Annotated in this window: 22 protein-coding genes (1 of these 22 cut by a window edge); 9 read left to right on the top strand and 13 right to left on the bottom strand. The window is 39.2% G+C overall.

What is annotated here, in order from left to right; genetic code table 11:
* Nucleotides 1–30 precede the first annotated feature (30 nt).
* The 6 genes from RDV53_RS09725 (at nucleotide 31) to RDV53_RS09700 (ending at nucleotide 5,564) form a co-directional block, all read left to right on the top strand.
* On the top strand, nucleotides 31–1,170 hold the full coding sequence (locus tag RDV53_RS09725; protein ID WP_032822415.1) for a cytochrome-c peroxidase: 1,140 nt from the start codon (nucleotides 31–33) through the stop codon (nucleotides 1,168–1,170).
* A 99-nt stretch (nucleotides 1,171–1,269) separates the two neighbouring features.
* A complete protein-coding gene (locus tag RDV53_RS09720; RefSeq protein ID WP_005696238.1) occupies nucleotides 1,270–2,385 on the top strand; it encodes an ABC transporter substrate-binding protein in 1,116 nt (371 codons plus the stop codon).
* Between the two features lie 15 nt (nucleotides 2,386–2,400).
* A complete protein-coding gene (locus RDV53_RS09715; protein WP_005696237.1) occupies nucleotides 2,401–3,450 on the top strand; it encodes a FecCD family ABC transporter permease in 1,050 nt (349 codons plus the stop codon).
* Nucleotides 3,450–4,223: an ABC transporter ATP-binding protein gene (locus RDV53_RS09710; RefSeq protein WP_005696236.1), complete on the top strand. Its 774-nt coding sequence runs from the start codon at nucleotides 3,450–3,452 to the stop codon at nucleotides 4,221–4,223. The genes RDV53_RS09715 and RDV53_RS09710 overlap by 1 nt, the downstream gene beginning before the upstream one ends.
* 13 nt (nucleotides 4,224–4,236) lie before the next feature.
* A complete protein-coding gene (locus tag RDV53_RS09705; RefSeq protein ID WP_032822418.1) occupies nucleotides 4,237–4,671 on the top strand; it encodes a pseudoazurin in 435 nt (144 codons plus the stop codon).
* Between the two features lie 71 nt (nucleotides 4,672–4,742).
* On the top strand, nucleotides 4,743–5,564 hold the full coding sequence (locus RDV53_RS09700) for an ATP-grasp domain-containing protein (protein ID WP_005696234.1): 822 nt from the start codon (nucleotides 4,743–4,745) through the stop codon (nucleotides 5,562–5,564).
* A gap of 54 nt (nucleotides 5,565–5,618) precedes the next feature.
* Here RDV53_RS09700 and RDV53_RS09695 read toward each other — a convergent pair whose 3' ends face one another.
* From RDV53_RS09695 to erpA, 12 genes are all read right to left on the bottom strand, one after another.
* Nucleotides 5,619–6,233, bottom strand: coding sequence for a PM1805 family lipoprotein (locus RDV53_RS09695; RefSeq protein ID WP_005696232.1), 615 nt, complete (start codon nucleotides 6,231–6,233; stop codon nucleotides 5,619–5,621).
* A gap of 100 nt (nucleotides 6,234–6,333) precedes the next feature.
* The gene (locus RDV53_RS09690; protein WP_005696230.1) at nucleotides 6,334–6,657 is read right to left on the bottom strand and encodes a c-type cytochrome; all 324 of its coding nucleotides are present in this window, start codon (nucleotides 6,655–6,657) and stop codon (nucleotides 6,334–6,336) included.
* 5 nt (nucleotides 6,658–6,662) lie between these two features.
* Nucleotides 6,663–7,142: a TlpA family protein disulfide reductase gene (locus RDV53_RS09685; protein WP_005696229.1), complete on the bottom strand. Its 480-nt coding sequence runs from the start codon at nucleotides 7,140–7,142 to the stop codon at nucleotides 6,663–6,665.
* The gene (locus tag RDV53_RS09680; protein ID WP_005696228.1) at nucleotides 7,132–7,803 is read right to left on the bottom strand and encodes an ABC transporter ATP-binding protein; all 672 of its coding nucleotides are present in this window, start codon (nucleotides 7,801–7,803) and stop codon (nucleotides 7,132–7,134) included. The genes RDV53_RS09685 and RDV53_RS09680 overlap by 11 nt, the downstream gene beginning before the upstream one ends.
* Before the next feature lies 1 nt (nucleotide 7,804).
* A complete protein-coding gene (locus tag RDV53_RS09675) occupies nucleotides 7,805–8,938 on the bottom strand; it encodes an ABC transporter permease (protein ID WP_005696227.1) in 1,134 nt (377 codons plus the stop codon).
* Entirely contained in the window at nucleotides 8,925–10,265 is a 1,341-nt protein-coding gene (locus RDV53_RS09670) for an ABC transporter permease (RefSeq protein ID WP_005696226.1), read from the bottom strand. Before RDV53_RS09670 ends, RDV53_RS09675 begins: the two co-directional genes overlap by 14 nt.
* Nucleotides 10,265–11,659, bottom strand: coding sequence for a Fe-S-containing protein (locus RDV53_RS09665; RefSeq protein ID WP_005696225.1), 1,395 nt, complete (start codon nucleotides 11,657–11,659; stop codon nucleotides 10,265–10,267). The genes RDV53_RS09670 and RDV53_RS09665 overlap by 1 nt, the downstream gene beginning before the upstream one ends.
* Nucleotides 11,660–11,774: 115 nt before the next feature.
* The gene (locus RDV53_RS09660) at nucleotides 11,775–12,296 is read right to left on the bottom strand and encodes an iron transporter (RefSeq protein ID WP_005696223.1); all 522 of its coding nucleotides are present in this window, start codon (nucleotides 12,294–12,296) and stop codon (nucleotides 11,775–11,777) included.
* A gap of 28 nt (nucleotides 12,297–12,324) precedes the next feature.
* Complete coding sequence (locus tag RDV53_RS09655) at nucleotides 12,325–14,229, bottom strand: FTR1 family protein (RefSeq protein ID WP_005696222.1); 1,905 nt, start codon at nucleotides 14,227–14,229, stop codon at nucleotides 12,325–12,327.
* A gap of 217 nt (nucleotides 14,230–14,446) precedes the next feature.
* Nucleotides 14,447–16,846 carry a penicillin-binding protein 1B gene (gene mrcB, locus RDV53_RS09650; RefSeq protein ID WP_005696221.1) on the bottom strand — a complete coding sequence of 800 codons (2,400 nt, stop codon included), beginning with the start codon at nucleotides 16,844–16,846 and terminating at the stop codon, nucleotides 14,447–14,449.
* A gap of 24 nt (nucleotides 16,847–16,870) precedes the next feature.
* Nucleotides 16,871–17,224, bottom strand: a complete 354-nt coding sequence (locus RDV53_RS09645) for a YacL family protein (protein ID WP_032822421.1) — start codon at nucleotides 17,222–17,224, stop codon at nucleotides 16,871–16,873.
* A gap of 1 nt (nucleotide 17,225) precedes the next feature.
* Nucleotides 17,226–17,573, bottom strand: coding sequence for an iron-sulfur cluster insertion protein ErpA (erpA, locus tag RDV53_RS09640; RefSeq protein ID WP_005696219.1), 348 nt, complete (start codon nucleotides 17,571–17,573; stop codon nucleotides 17,226–17,228).
* A gap of 125 nt (nucleotides 17,574–17,698) precedes the next feature.
* Between erpA and map the strand changes: the two genes are divergently transcribed.
* Together map and glnD are read left to right on the top strand one after the other, a co-directional pair.
* Nucleotides 17,699–18,502 (top strand): type I methionyl aminopeptidase, encoded by an 804-nt coding sequence (gene map, locus RDV53_RS09635; RefSeq protein WP_005696218.1) that lies wholly within the window; start codon nucleotides 17,699–17,701, stop codon nucleotides 18,500–18,502.
* A 61-nt stretch (nucleotides 18,503–18,563) separates the two neighbouring features.
* Nucleotides 18,564–21,149, top strand: coding sequence for a bifunctional uridylyltransferase/uridylyl-removing protein GlnD (gene glnD, locus RDV53_RS09630; RefSeq protein ID WP_005696216.1), 2,586 nt, complete (start codon nucleotides 18,564–18,566; stop codon nucleotides 21,147–21,149).
* 45 nt (nucleotides 21,150–21,194) lie between these two features.
* On the opposite strand, the gene hemL is transcribed toward glnD, so the two are convergent.
* Entirely contained in the window at nucleotides 21,195–22,478 is a 1,284-nt protein-coding gene (gene hemL / locus RDV53_RS09625; RefSeq protein WP_032822423.1) for a glutamate-1-semialdehyde 2,1-aminomutase, read from the bottom strand.
* A 119-nt stretch (nucleotides 22,479–22,597) separates the two neighbouring features.
* Between hemL and wecA the strand changes: the two genes are divergently transcribed.
* Nucleotides 22,598–23,212, top strand: the 5' portion of a protein-coding gene (gene wecA / locus RDV53_RS09620) for a UDP-N-acetylglucosamine--undecaprenyl-phosphate N-acetylglucosaminephosphotransferase (protein ID WP_005696214.1). Its footprint extends 450 nt past the window's final position; the window shows 615 of its 1,065 coding nt (coding positions 1–615); it begins with the start codon at nucleotides 22,598–22,600; the stop codon falls past the right edge of the window.

Here is a 23,212-nt window from a genome sequence, read left to right as displayed (position 1 = left end):
TATCTATAATTTGAATATTTGGAGAACATGATGCAAAAAAAATGGCTTTCTATTTTACTGTTTGCACCTTTGATGCAGAGTAATTATGCATTGGCTGATCAAGCAGCAAAAAAAGAATTGGACTATAAAGCACTGGGTGAAGTGCTGTTTTTTGATAAGTCTATTTCTTTTAATAAAACACAAAGTTGTTCGACTTGCCATAGCCCAGATACCGCCTTTGTGGATCAACGTAAGAATTCTGCAAATCAAATGGTCTCAGAAGGGGATAATCCTCATCTTCATGGTAATCGCAATGCCAATACTGCGCTTTATGCGATGTTCTCTCCGGATTTTCATTTTGATAAAAAAATTAAAGATTATGTAGGCGGACAGTTCTGGGATGGTCGAGCGAAAGATTTAGCTGAGCAAGCAGGTGGGCCACCAGTAAACCCTGTGGAAATGGGCATGCCGGACAAAAAAGCCATTGTTGAACGTTTAAAAGCAGATCCGACCTATTACAAACCTATTACGGATCTTTATGGTGAAAGCATTTGGGCAGATACCGACAAGATTTATGCCATCATGGAAAAAGCCATTGGCGAGTTCGAAAAACAGGAATTATTTGCGCCATTCTCTTCAAAATATGATCGAGCTTTAAAAGGTGAAGCAAAATTGACCGCACTTGAAGCCGAAGGTAAGGCATTATTTTTTGATAAAACACGCACAAATTGTAGTAACTGCCACCAATCAAGTGAAGCGAATTCAGTAAAAGAAACCTTTACGAATTATCGTTATTACAATATTGGCGTACCAAGTAACCAAGAATTAATTAAGCACAATAAATTAGCTGCAGATTTTGTAGATAATGGACTATTGGATAATCCGATGGTGAAAGGTGATAAAAAGCAAAAAGGTAAATTTAAAGTACCAACTTTGCGTAACATTGGTGTCACTGCGCCTTATATGCATAACGGTGTTTTCCGAGATTTAAAAACCGTTTTACTATTTAAAGACAGTTTCAATAATCCTAATCGTAAAGTGAATCCTGAAACAGGGAAAGCGTGGGATAAAGCCGAATATGCTCAAACCATTAATCCTGATGTTTTAAAAGCAAAACCGCTAACAGATGAAGAGATTAATGCGTTAGAAGCATTCTTAAAAACGTTAACTGACGAAGCTTACGAAGAATAATTAAACGCCTGAGTTGAATTTAGCAATCGTTTTCGCTATTATTCGTATTAATAATTATTATCATTTAAATTATTTGATTTTACTCAGGAGATTTTTCTTATGAAAAGACGTTTTTCAACTTTAGCGATTGCCACTATTCTTGGTTTAACTGCAGGTTTTGCCAATGCTGATCCCGTGAAAGTAAAAGATATACTTGATCGTGAAGTCACCGTTGATTTACCAGCAAAACGTGTGGTGCTTGGTTTCTACTATCAAGATTATATGGCAGTTGGTGGTGACAAAGCGTTAGATAACGTTGTCGGTTTTTCTAAGAAAGTATGGTCTTCTTGGGCACCTGTAAGCTGGGAGTTATTCAGCAAAGCGGTGCCAAAATTGAATCAATTAGATGATGTAGGTGAAGTAGAAGAAGGCACGTTCTCTGTGGAAAAAGTGCTTTCATTAAAACCTGATCTTTTAGTCTTAGCAGATTGGCAGTACGAAATGCTAGGATCTGATTTAGATGCTATCAATGAAGCGGGTATTCCAATTGTTGTATTAGATTACAACGCTCAAACCTTAGATAAACACATCAAATCAACAGAAATTATTGGTCAATTGACAGGGCAGAAAGATCGTGCCGCGAAAATGGCTAAAGAATACAAAGACATCGTAGAACATATTCAAACGACGGTTAAAAATGCGAAAGTAGCAAAACAACCGAAAGTGTATGTAGAGTTTGGTCGTGGTGGTCCAGCTGAACAAGGGATGACGTTCTTCTCTAGCATGTGGGGCTCTATGATTAACCTTGTAGGCGCAGAAAACGTAGCGCCTGCAGAAATCGGTAAATGGGGTACATTAGCCGCTGAAAAAGTGTTAGCCGCGAAACCGGATGCAATTATTATTACAGGCCGTGAAACTGAATTGAAGAAAAATCAAGACGGTATGGTAATGGGCTTTGGTATTGAAAAAGCGGAAGCGGAACGTCGTTTAAATGCATTCAAACATCGTGCCGGATGGGCTGAATTACCGGCAGTGAAAAATAATCGTGTTTATGCAGCCTATCATGCGAACTCTCGTACTTTATCAGACAGTGCTTCTGTTCAGTTTGTAGCTAAAGCGGCTTATCCTGATCTGTTTAAAGATTTAGATCCTCAACAAACTTACTTAAACTTCTATAAAAACTACTTACCAGTTACCCCGGAAGGTACGATTTATCTTTTCCCTGAAAGCAAATAAGGGAAACGTTAATTTATGAAAAGCAATTCTGTTGTAGCAGATATTGTGGCTAACCAGCGTAAGCTTGAACGCAAACGCTGGTTTGTTATTTTATCTTTTCTTGCTATTGGCGTGGTCAGTCTTATCCTTGATGTGATGACAGGCCCCGCGATGCTATCCGTGTCGGAAGTCGTGAATGCGTTATTCGGTATCGGTGAAGTCGATAAAATGACAAACAATATTGTGCATAATTTACGTTTACCCATGGCATTGATGGCGCTTGTAGTGGGGGCAACATTGGCTGTTGGTGGGGCCGAGATCCAAACCTTATTAAATAACCCGATGGCGAGTCCTTATACTTTAGGATTGGCTGCTGCGGCTGGTTTTGGTGCTTCTATTGTGATTGCTTTCGGAAGTTTTGGTTTACCGGTACAAGTTGCAGTACCCATTGGTGCGTTTGTCATGACTATGCTCGCCTCTGGAATTCTTTTCTTGTTCGCGTCTAAACGTCGTTTTAATTCTGAAATGCTCGTGTTGGTAGGGATTGCATTACTCTTTATTTTCCAATCCTTACTTTCATTGGTGCAATTTATTTCGGCTCCTGAAGTCTCGCAACAAATTCTGTTTTGGCTATTTGGTAGCTTAAATAAAGCGACATGGCAAAGTTTAATCATCATTATTGTCGTAACCACAATTTGTGTCGCATTACTTTCAAAAGAGCTTTGGAAATTGACCGCACTTCGTTTAGGCGAAGATCGTGCGGCGAGTCTTGGCATCAATTTGCAAGTATTACGCATTAAGGTTTTAGTTCTTGTCGCCATGATGACGGCGACAGCAATCAGTTTCGTGGGCGTGATTGGCTTTATCGGCTTAGTTGCTCCACATGTTGCTCGAATGTTACTTGGTGAAGATCAACGTTTCTTCTTACCGGGCGCAATGTTAGTTGGTGCAGCATTCTTATCCCTTTCTTCGGTATTGTCCAAAGTTATTATCCCTGGAGCATTGTTCCCAGTGGGGATTGTTACCTCGTTTATTGGGGTGCCTTTCTTCTTTTGGATTATTTTAAATAACAAGAGGGGACAATAATGTTAGAATTAAAGAATCTTACGGTAAAACGAGGTGATCTCACCGTTGCTGATCACATTAATGTCCGTTTTGAAGAAGGTAAAGTTTACACGGTGCTTGGACCAAATGGCACGGGAAAATCCTCCATGCTGAAAACCATTTTTGGTGAATTACCACATGAAGGAATGATTACCTATCAAGGCAAACAGCTAGAACGGACGAAGTTAGCAGATTGGCGTAAACCAATTGGCTATATGCCTCAAGATAGCCGAGTAGATGCAAGCTTGACCGCACTTGAAGTGGTCCTTTTGGGACGAATGGATAGTCTAACGATGCGAGTAAGCGATGAGCTTCTTACTGAAGCGGCAAGTATTATGGCACAATTAGGCATTGGTCATTTAGCGCATCGTGATATTCTGAATCTCAGTGGTGGACAACGCCAAATGGTGATGTTTGCTCAGGTTTTATTACGTGAGCCACAGATTTTAATGTTGGACGAGCCGGTGAGTGCGTTAGATATGCATCATCAGCTTAATCTCTTAGAAGAAGTTTATACCTATACGAAACAGAAAAATCTGATTACTATAATGGTATTACATGATTTAAGTCTTGCCGCTCAATTTTCAGATGAGTTGATTTTACTTGGTGAAGGTAAAGTGCAAGGCGTGGGCGATGCTCATCATGTTTTACAAGTAGAAACCATTAATCGTTTATATCGTGTAAACGTTGAATTATTACAATGTAGCGCAGGTTTGCCGGTGGTTCGTCCACAACGTAAATCAGCACATTCTTAAGAAGGAAATGAAAATGAAGAAAATCGCACTTGCAGTATTATTAGGTTTAAGTTTTGCTGCTCAAGCCGCTCATCATGACATCAAAATGCTGAATTCTAACAGTGAAGGCTCAATGGTTTTTGAACCGGGTTATTTAAAAGTACAACCAGGTGATACCGTGACATTCCGTGCAGAAAATAAAAGTCACTTTGTGCACAGCAAAGCAATTCCTGAAGGCGCACAAAAATTCCAATCTGAAGAAGATCAAGAACTCACTATCACTTTAGATAAAGAAGGTGTTTATGTTTATACTTGCCCAGTGCACCGCTCAATGAATATGAATGGTGTGATTCAAGTGGGTGATAATCTACCAAACAAAGAACAAGCAGAGAAAGTGGTGAAAGATCTTGAGAAGAAATCCATGACGAACAAAGGTCGTCTTGAAAAATATTTTGCTCAAGTAAAATAATCATTGAAATCGATGCGCCAGTTTAATGATTGGCGCATCTTCTTTATGCTTCAAACTTGTTATTATTTACCATGCTTACGATTACCACTTGCAAAACGTATCCTTCAGCCCCTCAAAATCTTATCCCTGTACAAACACAACTTTCTAATCAAGGTATTCCGACTCAATTTTTGCCTTGGCAAGAAACATTACAAAGTCATTTTATTCTGCCTTTAGCGGCATGGGATTATGCGAATTTCTACAATGAATTTACTCAATGGATTAAACTTCATAAGAGTGCATTCATCAATCCTGCGGAATTAATGTTATGGAATAGCCATAAAGGCTATCTATGTGATTTGCAGAATTGGGGCATCAATGTTATTCCAACTATTATTTGCTCAACAAAAACATCTGAAATTTTGACCGCACTTGAACGCCAAGATTGGCCTGAATTTGTCATTAAACCTGCTGTAGGGCAGAGTGGTAATTTAGTGACAAAACTAAAACAAGGTGAAACATTACCTGATCTTTCTGCGTATGGTGAGCAAGTTGTATTACAGCCCTTTATTCCTGAAGTGGCGACAAATGGTGAAACCAGTTTGATCTTTTTCAATGGTGTATTTAGTCATGCTATTCGCCGACAGCCACCTCAAAATGAATGGCGAGCGAATTCACAATATAAAGTTGAAATTATCCCTGTTGAGGTTGATAGTCATATTATTGAAACCGCTCGTCATGTTCTGCATAAATTGCCAGAAATGCCTATCTATGCACGAGTAGATGGAACGATTATTAACAATCAATTTCTATTGAATGAATTAGAGTTGATTGAACCTGCGTTATATTTAGATCGTTGGGAAGGGGCAACAGAACGATTTGTAGATGTGTTGAAAAGCAGAATACTCAAATAAGAAAATAAAAAAACCTTACTTGTTGCAGTAAGGTTTTTCATCTTCAACGATTAATTATTTTGCAGCTGGAGCAGCTGGTGCTGCAGGTGCAAATTTTTGTGCTAAATCAGCACCGTCTTTTTGTAATTTAGCTACTGCTGCTTGTAGTTTTTCAACTTTAGCTTGGTAAGCTTTAGTTTGTTCTTCAGTTGGTGCTTTAGTTGCTAAGTTTAATTGATCAACTAATAATTCACTTGATAATGCAAGCACTTCTTTATTTTGATCTTTGATGTTTTTCACTGAAGGTGAAGCAACTTCTAATTTATCTAAGCTTGCAATAGTATCTTCAACAGTTTTGTTGAAAGTTTTGATTGCTTCTTCAATTTTCTTCTCATCTTTTGCTTGAACCGCAGCAGTTAAATCAGATTGAAGTTTTTGTTGTGCAGCCATTTGAGCTTGAGCTTGGCTTGCATTCCATTCAAGTAATTTGTTGTAGTCAGCTTGTTCTTGAGCAGGCGTTGCTTCAGCTGGTTTAGCCGCTTCAGCCGGTTTTGCTGCTTCTTGTTTGGCTTCCGGCGCAGGCTGAGTTGTTTCAGGTTTTGCTGGAGCCGGTTTATCTGCTGGTTTATCACAAGCAGTTAAGAATAATGCAAATAATGCAGTTGCGCTGATTTTAGTGAATTTGTTCATAAAAAATCCTTTATTGATATAATAAAAATTTCTTAGCTTGTAAAACTAAGCCCCTTCTAAGACCGCACATTTTAGAATTAGTTTAAAAAAAATTCAAAAACTATTTTAGTGTTTGAATATATTCACTTAAATTATGAATATCTTGCTCACTTAAACGTTGTTTTGCAGGGCTTCCTGCACTAGGAATATTTCCTGCTTTTCGTTCTGAAAGTGCAGTTGAAATTTCTTCTGGTTGTAGCTGATTAATAATTTTTGATTCACCCATTGCTGGTTTTTCGCCTTGTTTCCCATGACAAGTAGCACAAGAGCGTTTATATACCTTTTCTGCTTTAGCTAAATCAGCTTCAGCAGAAAGCGCGGGTGTGGCAAATAAAAAGTCTAAAGTTGGTAGAAGTGTAGAGAGTAAGTAAATTCGTTTTTGCATTTTGGCTAGCCTTTAAATAATTTATCTAAATCCGCTGCAGGAATCGCCCCTTCATATTTAGCCTGAATATTGCCTTCAGGTGTGATCACAAAACTTGTTGGCGTGCCAATAAGCTGATAGCGTTCCGCTGTGATTTTTAATTGGTCTTTGATAACCGGCAACGTAAGCTGACGTTTGGCGACTACAGCCTTGGTATCTACTTTATCACCATCTACGTTAATAGCGATAAGTTGAACCTTATTTGGATTAGCTTCAGCCAATTTTTCAAATTCTTTTAACTCAGCGACACATCGCCCACAGGTTTCAGACCAGAATGTCAGTAAGCGAGTGCCTTTCCAATCATCAAGTTTCACTTCTTTACCTTGTAAATCATAGGCTGCGATGTCAGGTGCTTTTTGACCAATTGCAGCAACTTCATCTTTACAAGAAACGATGCCAAAAATGACCGCACTTATTGCGAGTAGTTTTACGAGTTTATTTTTCATTAATGTCCTCTTTTACAAATTTTCCGTGATGGAGATAAATAACACGATCGGTTAACTCACCCAATTCTGGATTGTGTGTCACCATCACAATGGTTCTCCCTTGGCGATTTAATTCTTGTAGTAAATCCAGTACAAGGGCTTCATTTTTTTCGTCGAGGTTACCTGTAGGCTCATCGGCAAAAATAACAGGAGGTTGGTTCACCAATGCACGAGCAATACATACCCGTTGTTGTTCCCCTCCAGAAAGTTGGCTTGGACGGTGATCTATACGATGACCCAATCCCACTTGTTCGAGTACCGCTTTAGCCGCGGCTTCATCAATCACACTGTGATAGTGCTGAGCCAGCATCACATTTTCAAGTGCGGTCAAATAAGGAATTAAATGGAATTGCTGGAAGACTAGACCAATTTTTTCTGCACGGAAACGCTGACGACCGATTTCATCCAATTGTGCCGCATCGACACCATCTAGAATGACTTTACCTTCACTAGCCGTATCTAAGCCGGTCAGAATATTCATCAGCGTGGTTTTACCGGAACCTGATGCACCCATTATCGCAATAAATTCACCTTGGCGAATTTTAATATTAATATCTTCTAAAGCGGTGACTTGCCCGAATCGTTTATATAAATGTTGCGTTTCAATTACAAATTCACTCATTTTATTCCCCTTTTAATACATTTGCGGTTTGGATATTTAAAGCTCGTTTGGTTGGTACAATCACCGCAATAAAGGCAACCAATAACGATAAGACGATAGTAATTGGAATAACCGGTAGACGCATATCAATGTAAGATTTAAATACGGTTAATCCAAGTAATTGTGCCAAGATGTAGCCGAGAATCAGTCCCGCGACAATTGCACAAAGTGCTATGATGAGAATCTCGGTACTAATCTGTTTAATGATGTCACTTTGTTTGGCACCTAAAGCTTTTTGTAGCGCAAATTCTTTTGCTCGCTCACCAACAATCGCAATCAACGTGGTATTCACACAAAGGGTGGCGAGAATCAAAATGACTAATGAGATTAAGCCCATCAATCCTTTGATTTTATCTAAAATTTGCCCTTCAGAAGCGGAAACTTTTCGAATTGGGCGAGCGGTTAGATCGGGTTGGCGTTGCATAATGTCTTGCGCAAATTGTGCAACGTTACCTTGTTCATTTTTCACATTGAGCAAGGCATTGTTTGCCAATCCTTCTTTATCTAACCAACTTTGTGCAAATTCTAAGCTGACGATTAACATGTTGTCTGTGGCATCACCTGCCTCAACTATCGCTTTAATTGTGAATTCATGTTTTTCAACGGCATTTTTGGAAAGCTTTAATTTACTTCCAACACCTAAATTAAGGCGTTCCGCTAAGGTTTTACCAATCATGGCATTGCGGTCATCAAAATTCACATTAATAGCTGAGCCGATAATTTGCCAATAAGGTGCAAGCACATGCATATCTTCAAACCAGACGCCCATAATCACGATTTTTTCTAAATCACTTCGCGCAACACCATATAAATAAGGGCTGGCAGCGGTGATGAAATTATCCGGTGCATTGTGCAGAATTTGCTTTAATTGGCGTTCTTTCATCAATCCACCATTGGCTGCACCGATGTAAAAGTTTGCCCCAAAGGTACGAAGCTCTTGGCTCATTTTTGTATTAATATCGAAATAGACTGCCGCCATTGCGGTTACAATAGATGCACCGACAGTCAGCGCAGAGAAGATAATAAATACCCGTTGTAAACGTAGGCGTAATGCTTGGAAGATTAAACGCCAAAACATACTTTTATTGGCGGCCATACAGCACCTCCACAGGGTAAAGTTTGGCAATACGATGGGCTGGGAACCAAGTGCCCACCACAGCAATTAAAATAGACAGCATCAATACGCAAGGGATTACAATCCAAGCAAAACTCAGTGGTACGCCAAATAGCGCAGCGCCAATAAATCTTGCTAAGCCCCAACCTGCAATACAACCAAGCGAACCACCAATTAAGGCACTGATAATGGCTTCACAATAAAATAATAAGGCAATTTGCCATTGATAGGCGCCTAAGGCTTTCATCAAACCAATTTCTTTTGAGCGTTCAATGATCCCTGTACTCATTAATGAGGCGATCCCCATGGCTGCGGCGATTAAGGCGGCAAGAGTAACGACTGCCAACAATAACTGGATTTTACCAATGACCACACCTTCTGAAGCTGCAACCTGCCAAATAGGGCGAACAATGGCACCAGAAATAGCTTCTTCTAACTGATGTGAAATAGATGAGACATAAGCCGTACAATACCAGCGATCGTACTCTTCAGCATCCAATGCATCGGTATTGGCACGTGCTTTACGAGAAAGATCATTTTCAGGTACGGTAAGCGCGGAGACTTTAACTGATTGAATTTTTCCTTCCAAACTCAGTAATTTTTGTACAGCATTGAGCGGCATAACTAATTGATTATCTTCAGCACCACCCGTAGATAAAATACCGGTAATTTCGACCGCACTTTGATTATCTAGCTCATTATTTTGATAGCGAAGCTGGATTTTATCACCTTGCTTTAAGCCAGTTCGTTGAGCTAACTGCTCACCAATCAATGCAGGAATAAATTCTCCTTCAGGTGTTTCAAGATCGTTGACCCATTCACCTTGCACATGCCAATACGGACTAATAATTTTTTGTCCTGTATGGTAATCATCTTCATCTGGTACAGGGATGTTATGATCAAAAAACGTACCCAGCACATTAATTTGTCCAAGTGCGGTTAATTTTTCATGAGTATTTGCGGAAAGCGTTTCCGCTTTTACATCTGCACTTAATAACGGTGCAAAACCCACGATATTATTTCGCCAGAAAATATCTTTAATATTCGGTAGTTCTTTTTCATCGAGAAAATCTTGACTACTCAAATCTGCGTTATGACTAAGTTCATCAGGCAGGGCGGCATTACTTGCAGGCTCAACTAAAATATTGGCTCCGTAAGATTTGAGCTCTTTTGCCATTTTATCGCCAATATCAATGGATACAGCCAAGAGTGCAGAGACTAAGCCCGCCGCTAAGAAAATAGTAATAACGGCCAACAGTTTACGTTTAATGCTGAAACGCCAAGATTGAAATAACATTCTTGCTAGCATTATTCCCCCTTACCTAAATACTTTTCAGGGTTATCACGGAATAAATCAAGATTTTTCTCACTTTCAAAGAAGTAAGTTTTACCTTCGTAATTATATTTGTGCTCCGTTTTAGTGTTTTTCATTTGGGCGCCACTAATCGGATCTTTTACATCGATTTCAACAATCGTGCTAAATAAATTTAACCCTTCTTCTAAGCTGGTTCGATTAATGAGAATTTCAGTCTCAGTTTGTTGCCAATCTTCAATTGGTACAGGATTACAGCCACCCGGTTTACCAATAGATGGAATAAACATATGTACACCGCAACCAACACAAACCACTTGGTTACCTTCCATCACATAACCTTGGTCACCACAAAGCAAGCAGGCATCAAATACCGCGGCTAGACTTAATTTATCTGGTTGACGATTAATGACAAAGAAACGCACAGCTTTACCGTCATCAGCAATCCAAACAAAACGATGTAATTTTCCATCTTTTACTTGCTCAATTGGAATATGGACTTGTTGCTTTTCATCTAAGGTCAAAGAAATCGCTTCTGAAAGTTGTGGTGGACGAGAAGCAATTTGCTCCCAATAAAGCTGTGTAGCAAAAATAATCGCTAAGGCCAAATAGCCCCAACCAAGTAAGCGAGAGTAGGTACGCAATGCGGCTAATTTTTGGCGTTTTTCAATGGGTTCTTGTGTCGCATTAACTTGTTGCTTGCGTGATAAATGAATTTTGCTGTAGAAGATGGCAAGTACAACGAAGAGTAAGGCAGCACAGATGTAATTCAACCAGCGAGTAATTTCGCCTGATTTTGCAACAAAGCTTAAACGTAGTTTGGTGAGTTCAAGCACTTGAAGTTTCATTAAAATTAATAAGAGTTCGCCAATAAGTGGAACCAGTAAGCAAATTAAGAGAAGGCTCATCACACCTTTTAAAAGTGCGGTCGATTTTTGTTGTGTTTTTCCCGCTTGTTTTAAAAGTAAATCGATCCAACCTTGTAAGCATAAACAAAAAACAAAGGCAAAAATGACCGCACTTATGTGCAAGATAGAGTCCGTGTTGATGACATCTGTGGAGACGAGAGCGGTAATGTTAGGATCTTTTGCCCAGAAGTTGCCCGCGATAAGCATTAATACCGTTTGCCAGAAGGCCGGTAAGCGACCTTTACCGAAAATTAAACATAAGGCAAAGATAAACAATAGTGCCAATATTACGCCATTGAGCACTAAATTGGTCATTTGTCCCGTAGGTAAACTAAGGCGCAGTACGATACCTGCAATAAAGCCAAATAAGCTAAGCCAAATTATTTTTTTTGCACTCACAGTGGATTGTTTGCTGTGATAAACACCGAGCAGTAATGAAAAAGGTAAAAGTGCTTGAAGGAAAAAAGTAAAAAAATAATTCATAGTTTGATCATTTAATGGGATAAAACAGACGATATTTTAAGGTTAAATTAAATGCTATTGCCTTCCCCTGAAATACAAGGGAAGGCAAGTCGGTAAAATCGATGTTTACCTGAGATTATTTGATGCCAGTGAATTTGAATTCATAGCTAACATCAAATGGTTTCCACCAACGGCCTACACCCGTTTCAGAGTCAGTATGGCGGTGCATACCTGCTTTTGATGGTGGGTCAATGTGGTAAGTTAATTTATAGTTACCCACGCCCATCATTTTCACGTTAGCACCGTAGTGAGGACCATCACCCGCTACCATTGGCATGAAGGTACCTTCTTGTTTTTCACCAGTATCGGTATTCACTAAAGTGTAGTTGATGGTTAAGTAAGGCATCCATTCACCATCACCAAAGCCATTTTTGTTACCTTTTACTGCGTGGATATCCGCTTCTAAGTGGATATCTGATTTCGCAGCAGGTAAACCCATGCCACGTGGTTCCATATCGATTGGTTTGAGATAAACCGCTGCAATTTCCATTTCATTCATGGTTACCGCTTCACCGATTGGGTACTCTTGGAATGCGTTTGCAGTAGACGCGGTGAAAATACCCGCAAATAATGCTGTTGCTAAAAGTGCTTTTTTCATTGTTTTTCTCCTAAAGGATTGTTGGGTATTACGCGGCTTTTTTGCTTTGATATTTCATAATAAACAGAGCAAATACGGCTGCGACGAGTAAGATTGCTTGTGGAATTAAGGTTTCCATATAAGGATAAATACCTAACCACGAAATTTCAGGCACACCGCTAATCAGCGTAGGCTCGAAAAGTTTGCCTTCAATGAGTTCTAAAACAGATTTACCGGCGAATACAAAGGCCATTAAGTACATAAATGAGCCTGTAAACATAAAGAATGGTTTAAGCGGTAATTTCACCACGGTATAACGCATCACGAAGTAGCAAATGGTGAGAATAATTGCGCCGACAATGATACCTGCGAAAAGGTAGATAAAACTGACCGCACTTTTCGCATCACCCACAAGGGCATAGTAGAACAATACCGTTTCCGCCCCTTCACGATATACCGCTAAGAAGCTAGTAAGCCATAGACCGATGAGTGAGCCTGTTGTGAGGGCAGTAGAGAGTTTACCTTCTAAATAACGTTTCCAGTTTTGTGCTTCGACTTTGGATAATAACCAGTAACTCATCATAAATAGCATGACGACGGCAAAAATCATCGTAAAGCCTTCGAGCAATTCACGGTTTTGACCTGAATTTTCAAAGATAAGTTGGAAAATAAATGCGGTAACCACACTGGCAATTAACGCCACATAAACAGACTGACGAATAACCGGCAATTTATCTTGGTGGTTATTTTTAATTAAGTAAGTCACGATAGCTGCAACAATCAATAACGCTTCTAAACCTTCACGAAGAATGATTAAAAGGCTATATAAGAACATCGACCAATCACTTTGCTCTTCGCCCTGTAACATTTCAACCGCTTTAGTTAAATTCTGGTTTAAACCATCAGCTTGAGCTTGTAACTTATCACCTTGTTCAGCTTTCATTAAACTGACTAGACGAGTAAAGTAGCCTTCAAGTTCTGCTTTAAAGTTACTATCACGGGAACCCACTTTGTTTTCCATTCCTGTACTTTCAAACACGTCGAAATAGGTGTCTTGTACGGAAAGAATCGCTTTTTTGCTTTCACCTTGTTGATAGAGCGCAATAGCCTGTTGAATACGTTGGTTGATCTCTTGTTTAATCTTATTCCAATCTTGTTCTTGTTGATTATCTGTTGCTTGCTGTGCTGCATTAGATTGAACATTTTGTTCTTCACGTGTCGTTGGCAGGTTAGGCAAGTTTTCTTCAATATCTTGTAATAATTGCGTGCTTTGGTAGCCAAGCTCCGTAATTTGATCGGCTTGTTCACTTAAACGAATGATGTTGTAAAACTGTTGGTTAATTGCGGCTGAGATTTCTGCAGAGCGATTTTGGCGAATGGACATTTCCATTTCTGAGTTTTTATAGCCATCATATTGTGCTTGTTGGAACAATTTTTTGGCATTAGCAAGATCACCATTTTGATAAGCATCGATCCCTTGAGCGATTAAGTCATCAATGGTTTTAAAACTTTGTTGCCAATAAGGGGCAATCGCTTGATTATCATAAACACCATGTTGTCCATCGGCATTGAGTTGATGACCTTCAACCAATGATGGTAATACTTCTTGTAATTCTTTTTTGAGTTGATCGATTTTAGCTTGAACCTCTTTTTGTGAAGCACCTTCGCCGATCATTTTACGGATTTCGCCAAAAGTCGCTTCCATTTGGTAGCTTTTTTGTGCGGAGAAATTGATACGAATTGGGCCTTCTAGATTTTCAAAGACTTCAAAATAAGCCATTTGCACTTCAGTTCGGGCATCATCGGTATTGCCTTGTTGGATAAGTTGAGACGTTTTATCTAAGCGAGCCGTAATATCATCAACCCATTGTTGATAGTTATCTTGTGCAAAGAGTGAAGAAGAAAAGGCGAGTGAAAAAATTAAAAAGAAAAATCGAATAGAACGGAATAGCATTGCTATTTACCTCATTACCTCAAATGAAATTAATTCCTATTAATAATTATCCTTTGATATCAGTGAAATGACAATAAATAATTCTAATTTTTGTGATGGAGATCAAAAAATTCGTTAGAGCTGTAAATCTCGAGAGGGTTATTTGATGCTAAAAAGAATAAAGCGCCTTGCTAGGCGCTTTATGGAGATATAAAAGTGCGGTCAAAAATAAGCGAGTTTATTGAGCCGGCGTGGCTTCTTCAACAGGCACTTTATTATCTAACACATCCCATACACTTTCTTGTTTTGGTGATTCAGGTTGTTCAGGTTGTGGCGATTGAGTGGTTTGCGCCGCGGTAGCAGTCGCAGTACTCGTCGTTTGTGCGGAAGCGCAGAAATTTTGATCTTTATTTGCCCAAACCGGGATTGTTCGGCTGCTACCACAACTCCAACTACCGTAAGCATTGATGCCAACCCATTTAATGGTAGAAGGTTGCCCAAGTTTCAGTTTTTCAATGACAACACGGTTTAAGTAATCTTTATAGATTTGTAATGCACCTGAGGCACCGGTTAATTTGGTTTCGCCGTTATCATCACGACCTAACCAAATGGTGCTGACATTCTTACCATCAATACCCACGAACCACGTATCTCGAGCATCATTGGTTGTCCCTGTTTTACCTGCAAGACGAAGATCCGCATAATCATTTTGTAAGCTACGCGCGGTACCACGTTCGACTGTTTGTTGCATCGCATATAAGGTTTGATAAGCCGCTTCTCTCGGCACCACTTGATCCGGCACCGTATTATGTTCATAAATAATATTGCCTTGACGATCGGTAATGCTTTGAATGGTGCTTAACTCGATTTTACCACCTTGATTGGCAATGGTTTGATAGAGTTTTGTCACATCATAAGGTGAAATACTGTAAGAACCAAGCAAAGTTGCTGGGACTTTTGGAATTGTCACATTGTCCCATCCCATGGCTTTTTGCGTATCAATGACCTTGCTTAAGCCAACTTTCATCCCAATATTTACCGTTGGAATATTCAATGAGCGGGCAAGGGCATCCATCAACATAACCGAACCGCTATATTTACGATCGTAGTTACGAGGTTGCCAAGGTTGGCTGCCTTTAATATGAATCGTGATCGGCTGATTCTGAATTGGTGTATTTAAGCGGAATTGTTCCGGATTCATCAGTGCGGTCAAATAAATAGATGGTTTTACTAATGAGCCAATTTGACGTTTTGACATTAACGCACGGTTAAAGCCCGCATATTCTGTTTGTAATCCACCTACGACAGCACGTATTTCACCCAGATGATAATCTGCCACAATCATGGCACCTTCAAGGTGTGGGTTTTTGGTTTGTAGTTGTAATTGATTAACCGTATTCACCACAGCATTTTCAGCTTGTTCCTGTTGTTTTAAATCCATGGTGGAGAAAATACGTGCACCAAGTAGTGCAGAGGTTTTATTTTCCCCTAATTGACGGCGAAGATCCGCTTGTAAGGTTTGAATGAAAGCAGGATATTTACGTGAAATTTGACCTTTAGCTTGCACGCCTAATGGACGTTTACTCAACAGCTCATAAAGCTCATCCCCAATCATTTGGTGATCAAGCATCAGTTTTAACACCACATTTCGACGATCGAGTGCATATTGTGGATTTCGCCATGGATTATAAAGGGATGGCCCTTTCACCATGCCAACTAAAAGGGCAATCTGATCTAGGCTAATTTCACGGATAGAACGACCAAAATAGAATTGGCTCGCCAATGCAAAACCGTGAATTTGGATATCACCATTTTGACCAAGGTAAATCTCGTTCAGATAGGTTTCTAAAATACGGTTTTTATCATATCGCCAATCTAATACTAATGACATCAACGCTTCATTGGCTTTACGGGTAATAGAACGTTCACTGGATAAGAACAAGTTTTTAACTAATTGCTGAGTGAGTGTACTGCCGCCTTGAACTGTTTGACCGGCTTTAATATTGGCGATCATTGCTCGCACAATACCCACAGGATTAATCCCGTTATGCTCATAAAAACGGCGATCCTCTGTCAGTAATAAGGCATCAATGAGTAATCGAGGGTAGTGCTGTAATGGAATCGCTAAACGATCTTCATTATCCGATTCCAACATGGCAATTAATTTAGGCGCAAGACGGAATTCATCAACCGCTTTTACGTTGACTAAGTCTTCAATACGAGAAAGTTTGTTATCGGTAAAACGCAGACGTAACACGCGTTGTGGTTCAGGCTTATCAGGATAAGGGAACGCACGACGAAGTAACACGATAGTATCGTCTTCGAGTTTAAAATCGCCCGGTGCTGCAATCATAGTAGTTTGACGGTATTCGTTATCCAATAAGATTTGAATCACTTCGTCAAAAGAAAGATTATCAGACAGTTTTACGCTTTCTAAACGGCTATACACTTCAGCCGGTAAACGCCAAATTTGACCATCCATTTTTGAGCGAATTTGCCAGTCTAAATAGCCACCATAAAATACGGCGAGCGTCCCTAAAGTAAAGGCTGCTTTAGCTAAAAAGATTTTACAAGAACGACGCTTATTTGGCACTTGTGTTTCTTGTTGTTCTGATGAGGTGTTTTCCGTTTCCGACATAATAGTTAGCTTCAGAGAATGAGGTTAAGCAATAAATTCAAAATAGGCATTAAGAAAGTGGATGAAGTCTGTTGTTCCGCAGAAGGCGATACTTTCTTCATCATAATAATGAAAGTCGTCTTCTAAAATTTCATCTGTTTCAATTGCAAGGTTATTGGCGCGAATCATGACTTCATCGGTATTGATAAAAAGCGTGTATTCGGAACCAATCAGCGTGACTTCATCATTATTTTTAATCTGCTCACAGGCAGAAAGTGCGGTCAAAAACGCTTGAGGATTTGACCGCACTTCTGAATTAAACCAATTAGCTAGTGCAATGTGTTCCATCGAACATTTAGCATGTACATTGCCGAGATAATGGGTAAATTGAAAATCCATGTTAGATGCTGAATGACGAACCGCAACCACAGGTACTGGTTGCATTTGGATTGTTCACCACAAAACGCGAACCTTCCAAGCCTTCAGTGTAATCCACGGTGCCGCCAATTAAGTATTGTAAACTCATTGGGTCAATCACTAATTGCACACCTGCTTTTTCAATGGTTAGGTCACCTTCATTGACTTTATCGTCAAAGGTGAAACCGTATTGGAAACCGCTGCAACCGCCACCAGTAATATAAACGCGTAATTTTAGTTCGTTGTTTTCTTCTTCGCTAATTAAACTTTTTACTTTATTGGCTGCCGCATCAGTAAAAGTTAGCGGTACGGCCATATCTAAATCTGACATATCTCTATCCCCACTTTCCTAAAAATAATCCTTGTATTATCTAATAACCTGTTAATTCATTCAAGATTTTTCACGGAATTAGTGCTATTATATGCGAATAAATCAGAATTAAATAAGGAGAAATAATGGGCATTCCATTAAGAACTGAAGAAGAAATTGTTAAGTTACGTGAAGCGTGTAAATTAGCGTCCGATGTTTTGGTCATGATCGAACCTTATGTCAAAGAAGGGGTGACCACTGGTGAATTGGATCGCATTTGTCATGATTACATGGTGAATGTACAAAAAGTGATTCCTGCGTGCTTAAATTATCATGGTTTTCCTAAAGCAACCTGTATTTCTATAAATGAAGTGGTTTGCCATGGTATTCCAAGCGACGATAAAAAATTAAAACGTGGTGATATTGTCAATATTGATGTGACTGTAATAAAAGACGGTTATTTCGGTGATAATTCGAAGATGTATGTCGTGGGTGAAACCAATATTCGTAGCCAAAAATTAGTTGAAGCGGCACAAGAAGCGCTTTATGTGGGATTACGCACGGTTAAGCCGGGTATTCGTTTAAATGAAATTGGTAAAGCGGTACAAAAATATACTGAAAGCCAAGGGTTTAGCGTAGTGCGTGAGTACTGTGGCCACGGCGTGGGAACTGAATTCCACTGTGAACCACAAGTATTACACTATTATGCGGATGATGGTGGCGTGATTTTAAAACCGGGGATGGTCTTCACCATTGAACCAATGATTAATGCGGGTAAAAAAGAAGTGCGCATTATGGGTGATGGTTGGACGGTAAAAACCAAAGACCGTAGCCATTCTGCACAATATGAACACCAAATTGTCGTGACAGAAACCGGTTGTGAAGTGATGACTATCCGCGATGAAGAAATTGCGGAAGGTCGAATTCAACGTATGATGAATAATCTTTAAGTTCAGCTAAAAGCCTACGATAGTGGGCTTTTTTTATAATTGTTTTGTTTGTGGAATACCTATGCTTTTTCCTTATCATTTCGACTCTCCACTCACGCTAAGTGCGGTCAAAATTCAGCGTGAAAATTTAAAGGAATTTGAACGTCAGCATTTCGATGATTATTCTGTTTTTGAGCTGATTGCTAACCGAACACAGTTTTGTGATGATTTGTTAAAACAGCTTTGGCAGCAATTTGGATTAGATAAAGCTAATCTCACCTTAATTGCAGTAGGCGGTTATGGCCGACAAGAAATCTTTCCTTTATCTGACCTAGATGTTCTTATTCTCTCAAAAGAAGAAAGAGAGTCTGAAACAGAAGAGAAAATTGGTCAACTCGTTCAGTTTCTATGGGATTGTGGATTTGATATAGGGCATAGTGTTCGCTCTTTAGAAGAATGTGAAAAGGAAGGTAAACAAGACATTACTATTGCCACCAATTTGCTTGAGTCTCGTTATTTATCAGGAGATGTATCCCTTTTCAATGCCTTAGATGAAATATTGAAAAAGCCAGATTTTTGGGCGGTAAAACTATTCTTTGATGCTAAAGTACAAGAACAAATTGAACGTTATCAGCGTTATCACAACACCAGTTACAATTTAGAGCCCGATTTAAAATACAGCCCCGGTGGCTTGCGGGATCTTCATCTTTTATATTGGATCGCATTACGACACACTGGGGAAATGACCCTTGATGGCATTTTGAAAAGTGGCTTTATTTATCCATCAGAACACCAACAATTATTAGAAAGCCAAGAATTTTTATTTAAAGTGCGGTTTGCTTTACACTTGATTTTAAAACGTTATGACAACCGTTTGTTGTTTGATCGTCAAATCAAAGTGAGTGAGATGCTTGGTTTTGAAGGTGAAGGAAACCGTGGTGTTGAAAAAATGATGAAACGTTTTTTCCAAGCTCTATGCACGATTTCACGTTTAAGCGATATTCTAATTAAGCATTATAAAGAGCATTTTTTATCTTCAAACGGAGAGGGATCAGTTCACCATTTGGATGACGATTTTGAAATAGTGAATCAAAGTTTGTGTTTACGTAAGGAAGACGTGTTTTTACGTTTGCCAGATCGTATTTTGGATCTTTTTTTCTATCTTACGCAGCATGAACAAGCCGAAATTCATTCCTCAACATTACGCCAACTTCAGATTGCATTGGAAAGCTTGACGCAGAAATTATGTGATATTCCTGAAGCAAGAGAGAAATTTATTCGGTTATTTAATCAACCGAAAGCCATTCAGCGAGCATTTCTCCCAATGCACCAATATGGTGTGTTAACAGCTTATTTGCCACAATGGCAGGGAATTGAAGGTTTGATGCAATTTGATCTCTTCCATATTTACACTGTGGATGAGCACACCTTACGAGTGATGTTGAAATTGGAAAGTTTCTTAGCTGAAGATGAAGCCGAATTCCATCCTATTTGCCATCAAATATTTAGCCAAATTTCTGACCGCACTTTGCTTTATGTTACCGCACTTTTCCATGATATTGCGAAAGGTCGAGGAGGGGATCATGCAGAGGTAGGGGCTGAAGATGTTGCTGAATTTGCCCGTTTGCATGGTTTTGATCGTCGAGAAATTGAAACGATGGCTTGGCTAGTGAGAGAGCATTTGCTCATGTCAATTACTGCACAGCGTCGAGATATTCATGATCCGGAAGTCGTGATGAACTTTGCAGAAAATGTGCAAAATCATGTGCGTTTAGATTATCTCACTTGTTTGACGGTCGCGGATATTTGTGCAACAAATGGTACCTTGTGGAATAGCTGGAAACGTTCTTTATTTGCCTCACTCTATGATTATACGTCGCAACAATTCCGACAAGGGATGAATTTATTATTAGATAATAACGAAAAGATCCTTGAAAATCGCCAATTGGCGCTGGCAATTTTATCCGAAGAGCAACCAGAATTATCGGAAGAAAAAATTTTAGCACTCTGGCAACGTTGTCCAGATGATTATTTTTTACGAAATAGCCCAAAACAAATTGCGTGGCATACAGAGTTATTGGCTGAATTTGATGGTGAAGTTCTCGTTAAAATCAGTAATCGTTTTTCTAGTGGTGGGACTGAGATCTTCGTTTATTGCCCAGACCAAGCCAACTTATTTAATAAAGTGGTCTCAACCATTGGCGCGAAAAAATTCAGTATTCATGATGCGCAAATTTTAACATCCGATGATGGCTACGTATTCGACAGCTTTATCATCACAGAATTAAATGGTGAATTGGTTCGTTCAGAACGTCGCCGAGAATTAGAGACGGTATTAACCTCTGTTTTATTAGGCGAAAAATTGCCATCCATGTCTTTTGCAAATAATCGACAGTTGCAACATTTCACCGTAAAAACAGATGTACGTTTTTTGAAAGAAACTAAAAAAGAACATACCGAATTAGAAGTGGTGGCTTTAGATAAACCCGGTTTATTGGCTCAAATCAGTCAAATTTTTACTGAATTAAAACTCAATATTTGTAATGCAAAAATCACAACAGTAGGAGAAAAAGCCGAAGACTTCTTCATTCTGACAAATGAAAAAGGAATTGCATTAACCGAAGAGGAAAGGGGATTATTAGAAAACGTGCTCTATGGGCGTTTATAGTATGAAATAAAAAAGTGCGGTTAAATGTAACCGCACTTTTATATTTTAAGCAACTGCTGCAAATGCAATATCAGCGGCAGCAAGCGTTTTTTCAATGTCTTCATTTGTATGAGCTAAAGACATAAAGCCAGCTTCAAAAGCAGAAGGCGCAAGGTAAACGCCTTGATCGAGCATTTTGTGGAAGAACACTTTGAATTTTTCGGTATCACATTTCATGACTTCTGCATAAGAGGTAACTTGTTTTTGGTCAGTGAAGAAAATACCAAACATTCCACCAACATGATTAATCAAAAATGGTACATTGTGTTTTTGAGCTAATGCTTTTAAGCCGTTACAAAGTTTTGTGGTTAATTCTGCAAGGTGTTGTTCGTTACCTGCTTTTTTCAATTCAGTTAGACATGCTAAACCCGCCGCCATTGCAATCGGGTTGCCTGAAAGGGTACCCGCTTGATAAACTGGGCCGGTCGGTGCAAGGTGTTGCATAATCACTTTTTTACCACCAACAGCACCCACAGGCATACCGCCGCCAATGACTTTACCTAATGTGGTGAGATCCGGTGTTACACCATAATAAGCTTGTGCGCCTGCAAGTGAAACACGGAAACCTGTCATGACTTCATCAATAATGAAAAGTGCACCATATTGATTACAAATTTCACGAATGCCTTGTAAGAATCCTTCTTTTGGTGGAACACAGTTCATATTACCTGCAACTGGTTCAATAATCACACAAGCGATATCGTTAGGGAATTCTTCAAATAGTTTTTTAACTGAATCAAGATTGTTATATTCTGCAGTTAAAGTGTGTTTCGCAAAATCTTCAGGTACACCTGGTGAGCTTGGTTGACCAAGTGTTAACGCACCAGATCCTGCTTTTACTAAAAGTGAATCAGAATGACCGTGGTAACAACCTTCAAATTTTAAAATTTTGCTTCTATTTGTATAACCACGCGCAAGACGAATGGCTGTCATGGTTGCTTCAGTACCTGAACTCACCATACGAACCATTTCAATAGATGGCACAATTTCACAGACTAATTCCGCTAAATCAATTTCAGAGGGAGTTGGCGCGCCAAAGCTTAAACCATTCTCCGCTGCTTTTAATACAGCATCTAAAATAGCAGTGTGGTTGTGACCTAAAATCATTGGCCCCCAAGAACCCACATAATCGATATATTGTTTGCCTTCAGTATCATAAATGTAGGCGCCTTTGGCTTTTTGAATAAATACAGGGGTGCCACCTACGCCTTTAAAGGCTCGAACAGGGGAGTTTACGCCACCAGGAATAACTTCTTGTGCACGAGAGAAAAGTGCGGTTGATTTTGTCATGATTTTAATCCTTATATTAAAAGTGGCCATATTGTACTAAAAAACTGAATTTGAGAAAAATCTTTGTGTGCTGATTTTTCTTTGTGTTATCCTTTGCAAAAAAATTTTAGGATGAAACTATGCTAAGTCTTCTCGTCACTTTTTTAGGGGCATTTTTAACCTTAATTGTCATGCGACCAATTGCGAATAAAATTGGCTTGGTTGATAAACCAAATTATCGTAAGCGTCACCAAGGTGCGATTCCACTTATTGGCGGTGTTTCTCTTTTTATGGGAAACCTTTGCTATTATTTAATGGAGTGGGATCAACTTCGTTTACCTTATCTTTATATATTCAGTATCTTTATTCTACTCGCAATCGGTATCTTAGATGATCGTTTTGATATAAGCCCTTTCTTGCGTGCAGGGATTCAAGCGGTACTTGCGATTTTGATGATCGATTTAGGTAATGTTTATTTAGATCATTTAGGCCAAATTCTAGGTCCATTCCAATTAACACTTGGTTCTATCGGATTGATTATTACCGTATTTGCCACAATCGCGATTATTAATGCCTTTAATATGATTGATGGTATTGATGGATTGTTAGGTGGGTTGTCTATTGTTTCATTTGCTGCCATTGGTATCTTGATGTTCCGTGATGGACAGATGGATATGGCATATTGGAGTTTTGGCTTAATTGTAGCGATTCTGCCTTATTTATTATTAAACTTAGGGATTCCGTTCGGACCAAAA

This window comes from Haemophilus parainfluenzae ATCC 33392 (assembly GCF_031191205.1).
In the GTDB taxonomy this organism is placed as follows: Bacteria; Pseudomonadota; Gammaproteobacteria; order Enterobacterales; family Pasteurellaceae; genus Haemophilus_D; species Haemophilus_D parainfluenzae.
This window is presented reverse-complemented; position numbering and strand designations above follow the sequence as displayed.

Bases quoted from the DNA above. Each gene is read 5' to 3' on its own strand.
- RDV53_RS09725 (WP_032822415.1), top strand. From the start codon at position 31: ATGCAAAAAAAATGGCTTTCTATTTTACTGTTTGCACCTTTGATGCAG.
- RDV53_RS09720 (WP_005696238.1), top strand. From the start codon at position 1,270: ATGAAAAGACGTTTTTCAACTTTAGCGATTGCCACTATTCTTGGTTTA.
- RDV53_RS09715 (WP_005696237.1), top strand. From the start codon at position 2,401: ATGAAAAGCAATTCTGTTGTAGCAGATATTGTGGCTAACCAGCGTAAG.
- RDV53_RS09710 (WP_005696236.1), top strand. From the start codon at position 3,450: ATGTTAGAATTAAAGAATCTTACGGTAAAACGAGGTGATCTCACCGTT.
- RDV53_RS09705 (WP_032822418.1), top strand. From the start codon at position 4,237: ATGAAGAAAATCGCACTTGCAGTATTATTAGGTTTAAGTTTTGCTGCT.
- RDV53_RS09700 (WP_005696234.1), top strand. From the start codon at position 4,743: ATGCTTACGATTACCACTTGCAAAACGTATCCTTCAGCCCCTCAAAAT.
- RDV53_RS09695 (WP_005696232.1), bottom strand. From the start codon at position 6,233: ATGAACAAATTCACTAAAATCAGCGCAACTGCATTATTTGCATTATTC.
- RDV53_RS09690 (WP_005696230.1), bottom strand. From the start codon at position 6,657: ATGCAAAAACGAATTTACTTACTCTCTACACTTCTACCAACTTTAGAC.
- RDV53_RS09685 (WP_005696229.1), bottom strand. From the start codon at position 7,142: ATGAAAAATAAACTCGTAAAACTACTCGCAATAAGTGCGGTCATTTTT.
- RDV53_RS09680 (WP_005696228.1), bottom strand. From the start codon at position 7,803: ATGAGTGAATTTGTAATTGAAACGCAACATTTATATAAACGATTCGGG.
- RDV53_RS09675 (WP_005696227.1), bottom strand. From the start codon at position 8,938: ATGGCCGCCAATAAAAGTATGTTTTGGCGTTTAATCTTCCAAGCATTA.
- RDV53_RS09670 (WP_005696226.1), bottom strand. From the start codon at position 10,265: ATGCTAGCAAGAATGTTATTTCAATCTTGGCGTTTCAGCATTAAACGT.
- RDV53_RS09665 (WP_005696225.1), bottom strand. From the start codon at position 11,659: ATGAATTATTTTTTTACTTTTTTCCTTCAAGCACTTTTACCTTTTTCA.
- RDV53_RS09660 (WP_005696223.1), bottom strand. From the start codon at position 12,296: ATGAAAAAAGCACTTTTAGCAACAGCATTATTTGCGGGTATTTTCACC.
- RDV53_RS09655 (WP_005696222.1), bottom strand. From the start codon at position 14,229: ATGCTATTCCGTTCTATTCGATTTTTCTTTTTAATTTTTTCACTCGCC.
- mrcB (WP_005696221.1), bottom strand. From the start codon at position 16,846: ATGTCGGAAACGGAAAACACCTCATCAGAACAACAAGAAACACAAGTG.
- RDV53_RS09645 (WP_032822421.1), bottom strand. From the start codon at position 17,224: ATGGATTTTCAATTTACCCATTATCTCGGCAATGTACATGCTAAATGT.
- erpA (WP_005696219.1), bottom strand. From the start codon at position 17,573: ATGTCAGATTTAGATATGGCCGTACCGCTAACTTTTACTGATGCGGCA.
- map (WP_005696218.1), top strand. From the start codon at position 17,699: ATGGGCATTCCATTAAGAACTGAAGAAGAAATTGTTAAGTTACGTGAA.
- glnD (WP_005696216.1), top strand. From the start codon at position 18,564: ATGCTTTTTCCTTATCATTTCGACTCTCCACTCACGCTAAGTGCGGTC.
- hemL (WP_032822423.1), bottom strand. From the start codon at position 22,478: ATGACAAAATCAACCGCACTTTTCTCTCGTGCACAAGAAGTTATTCCT.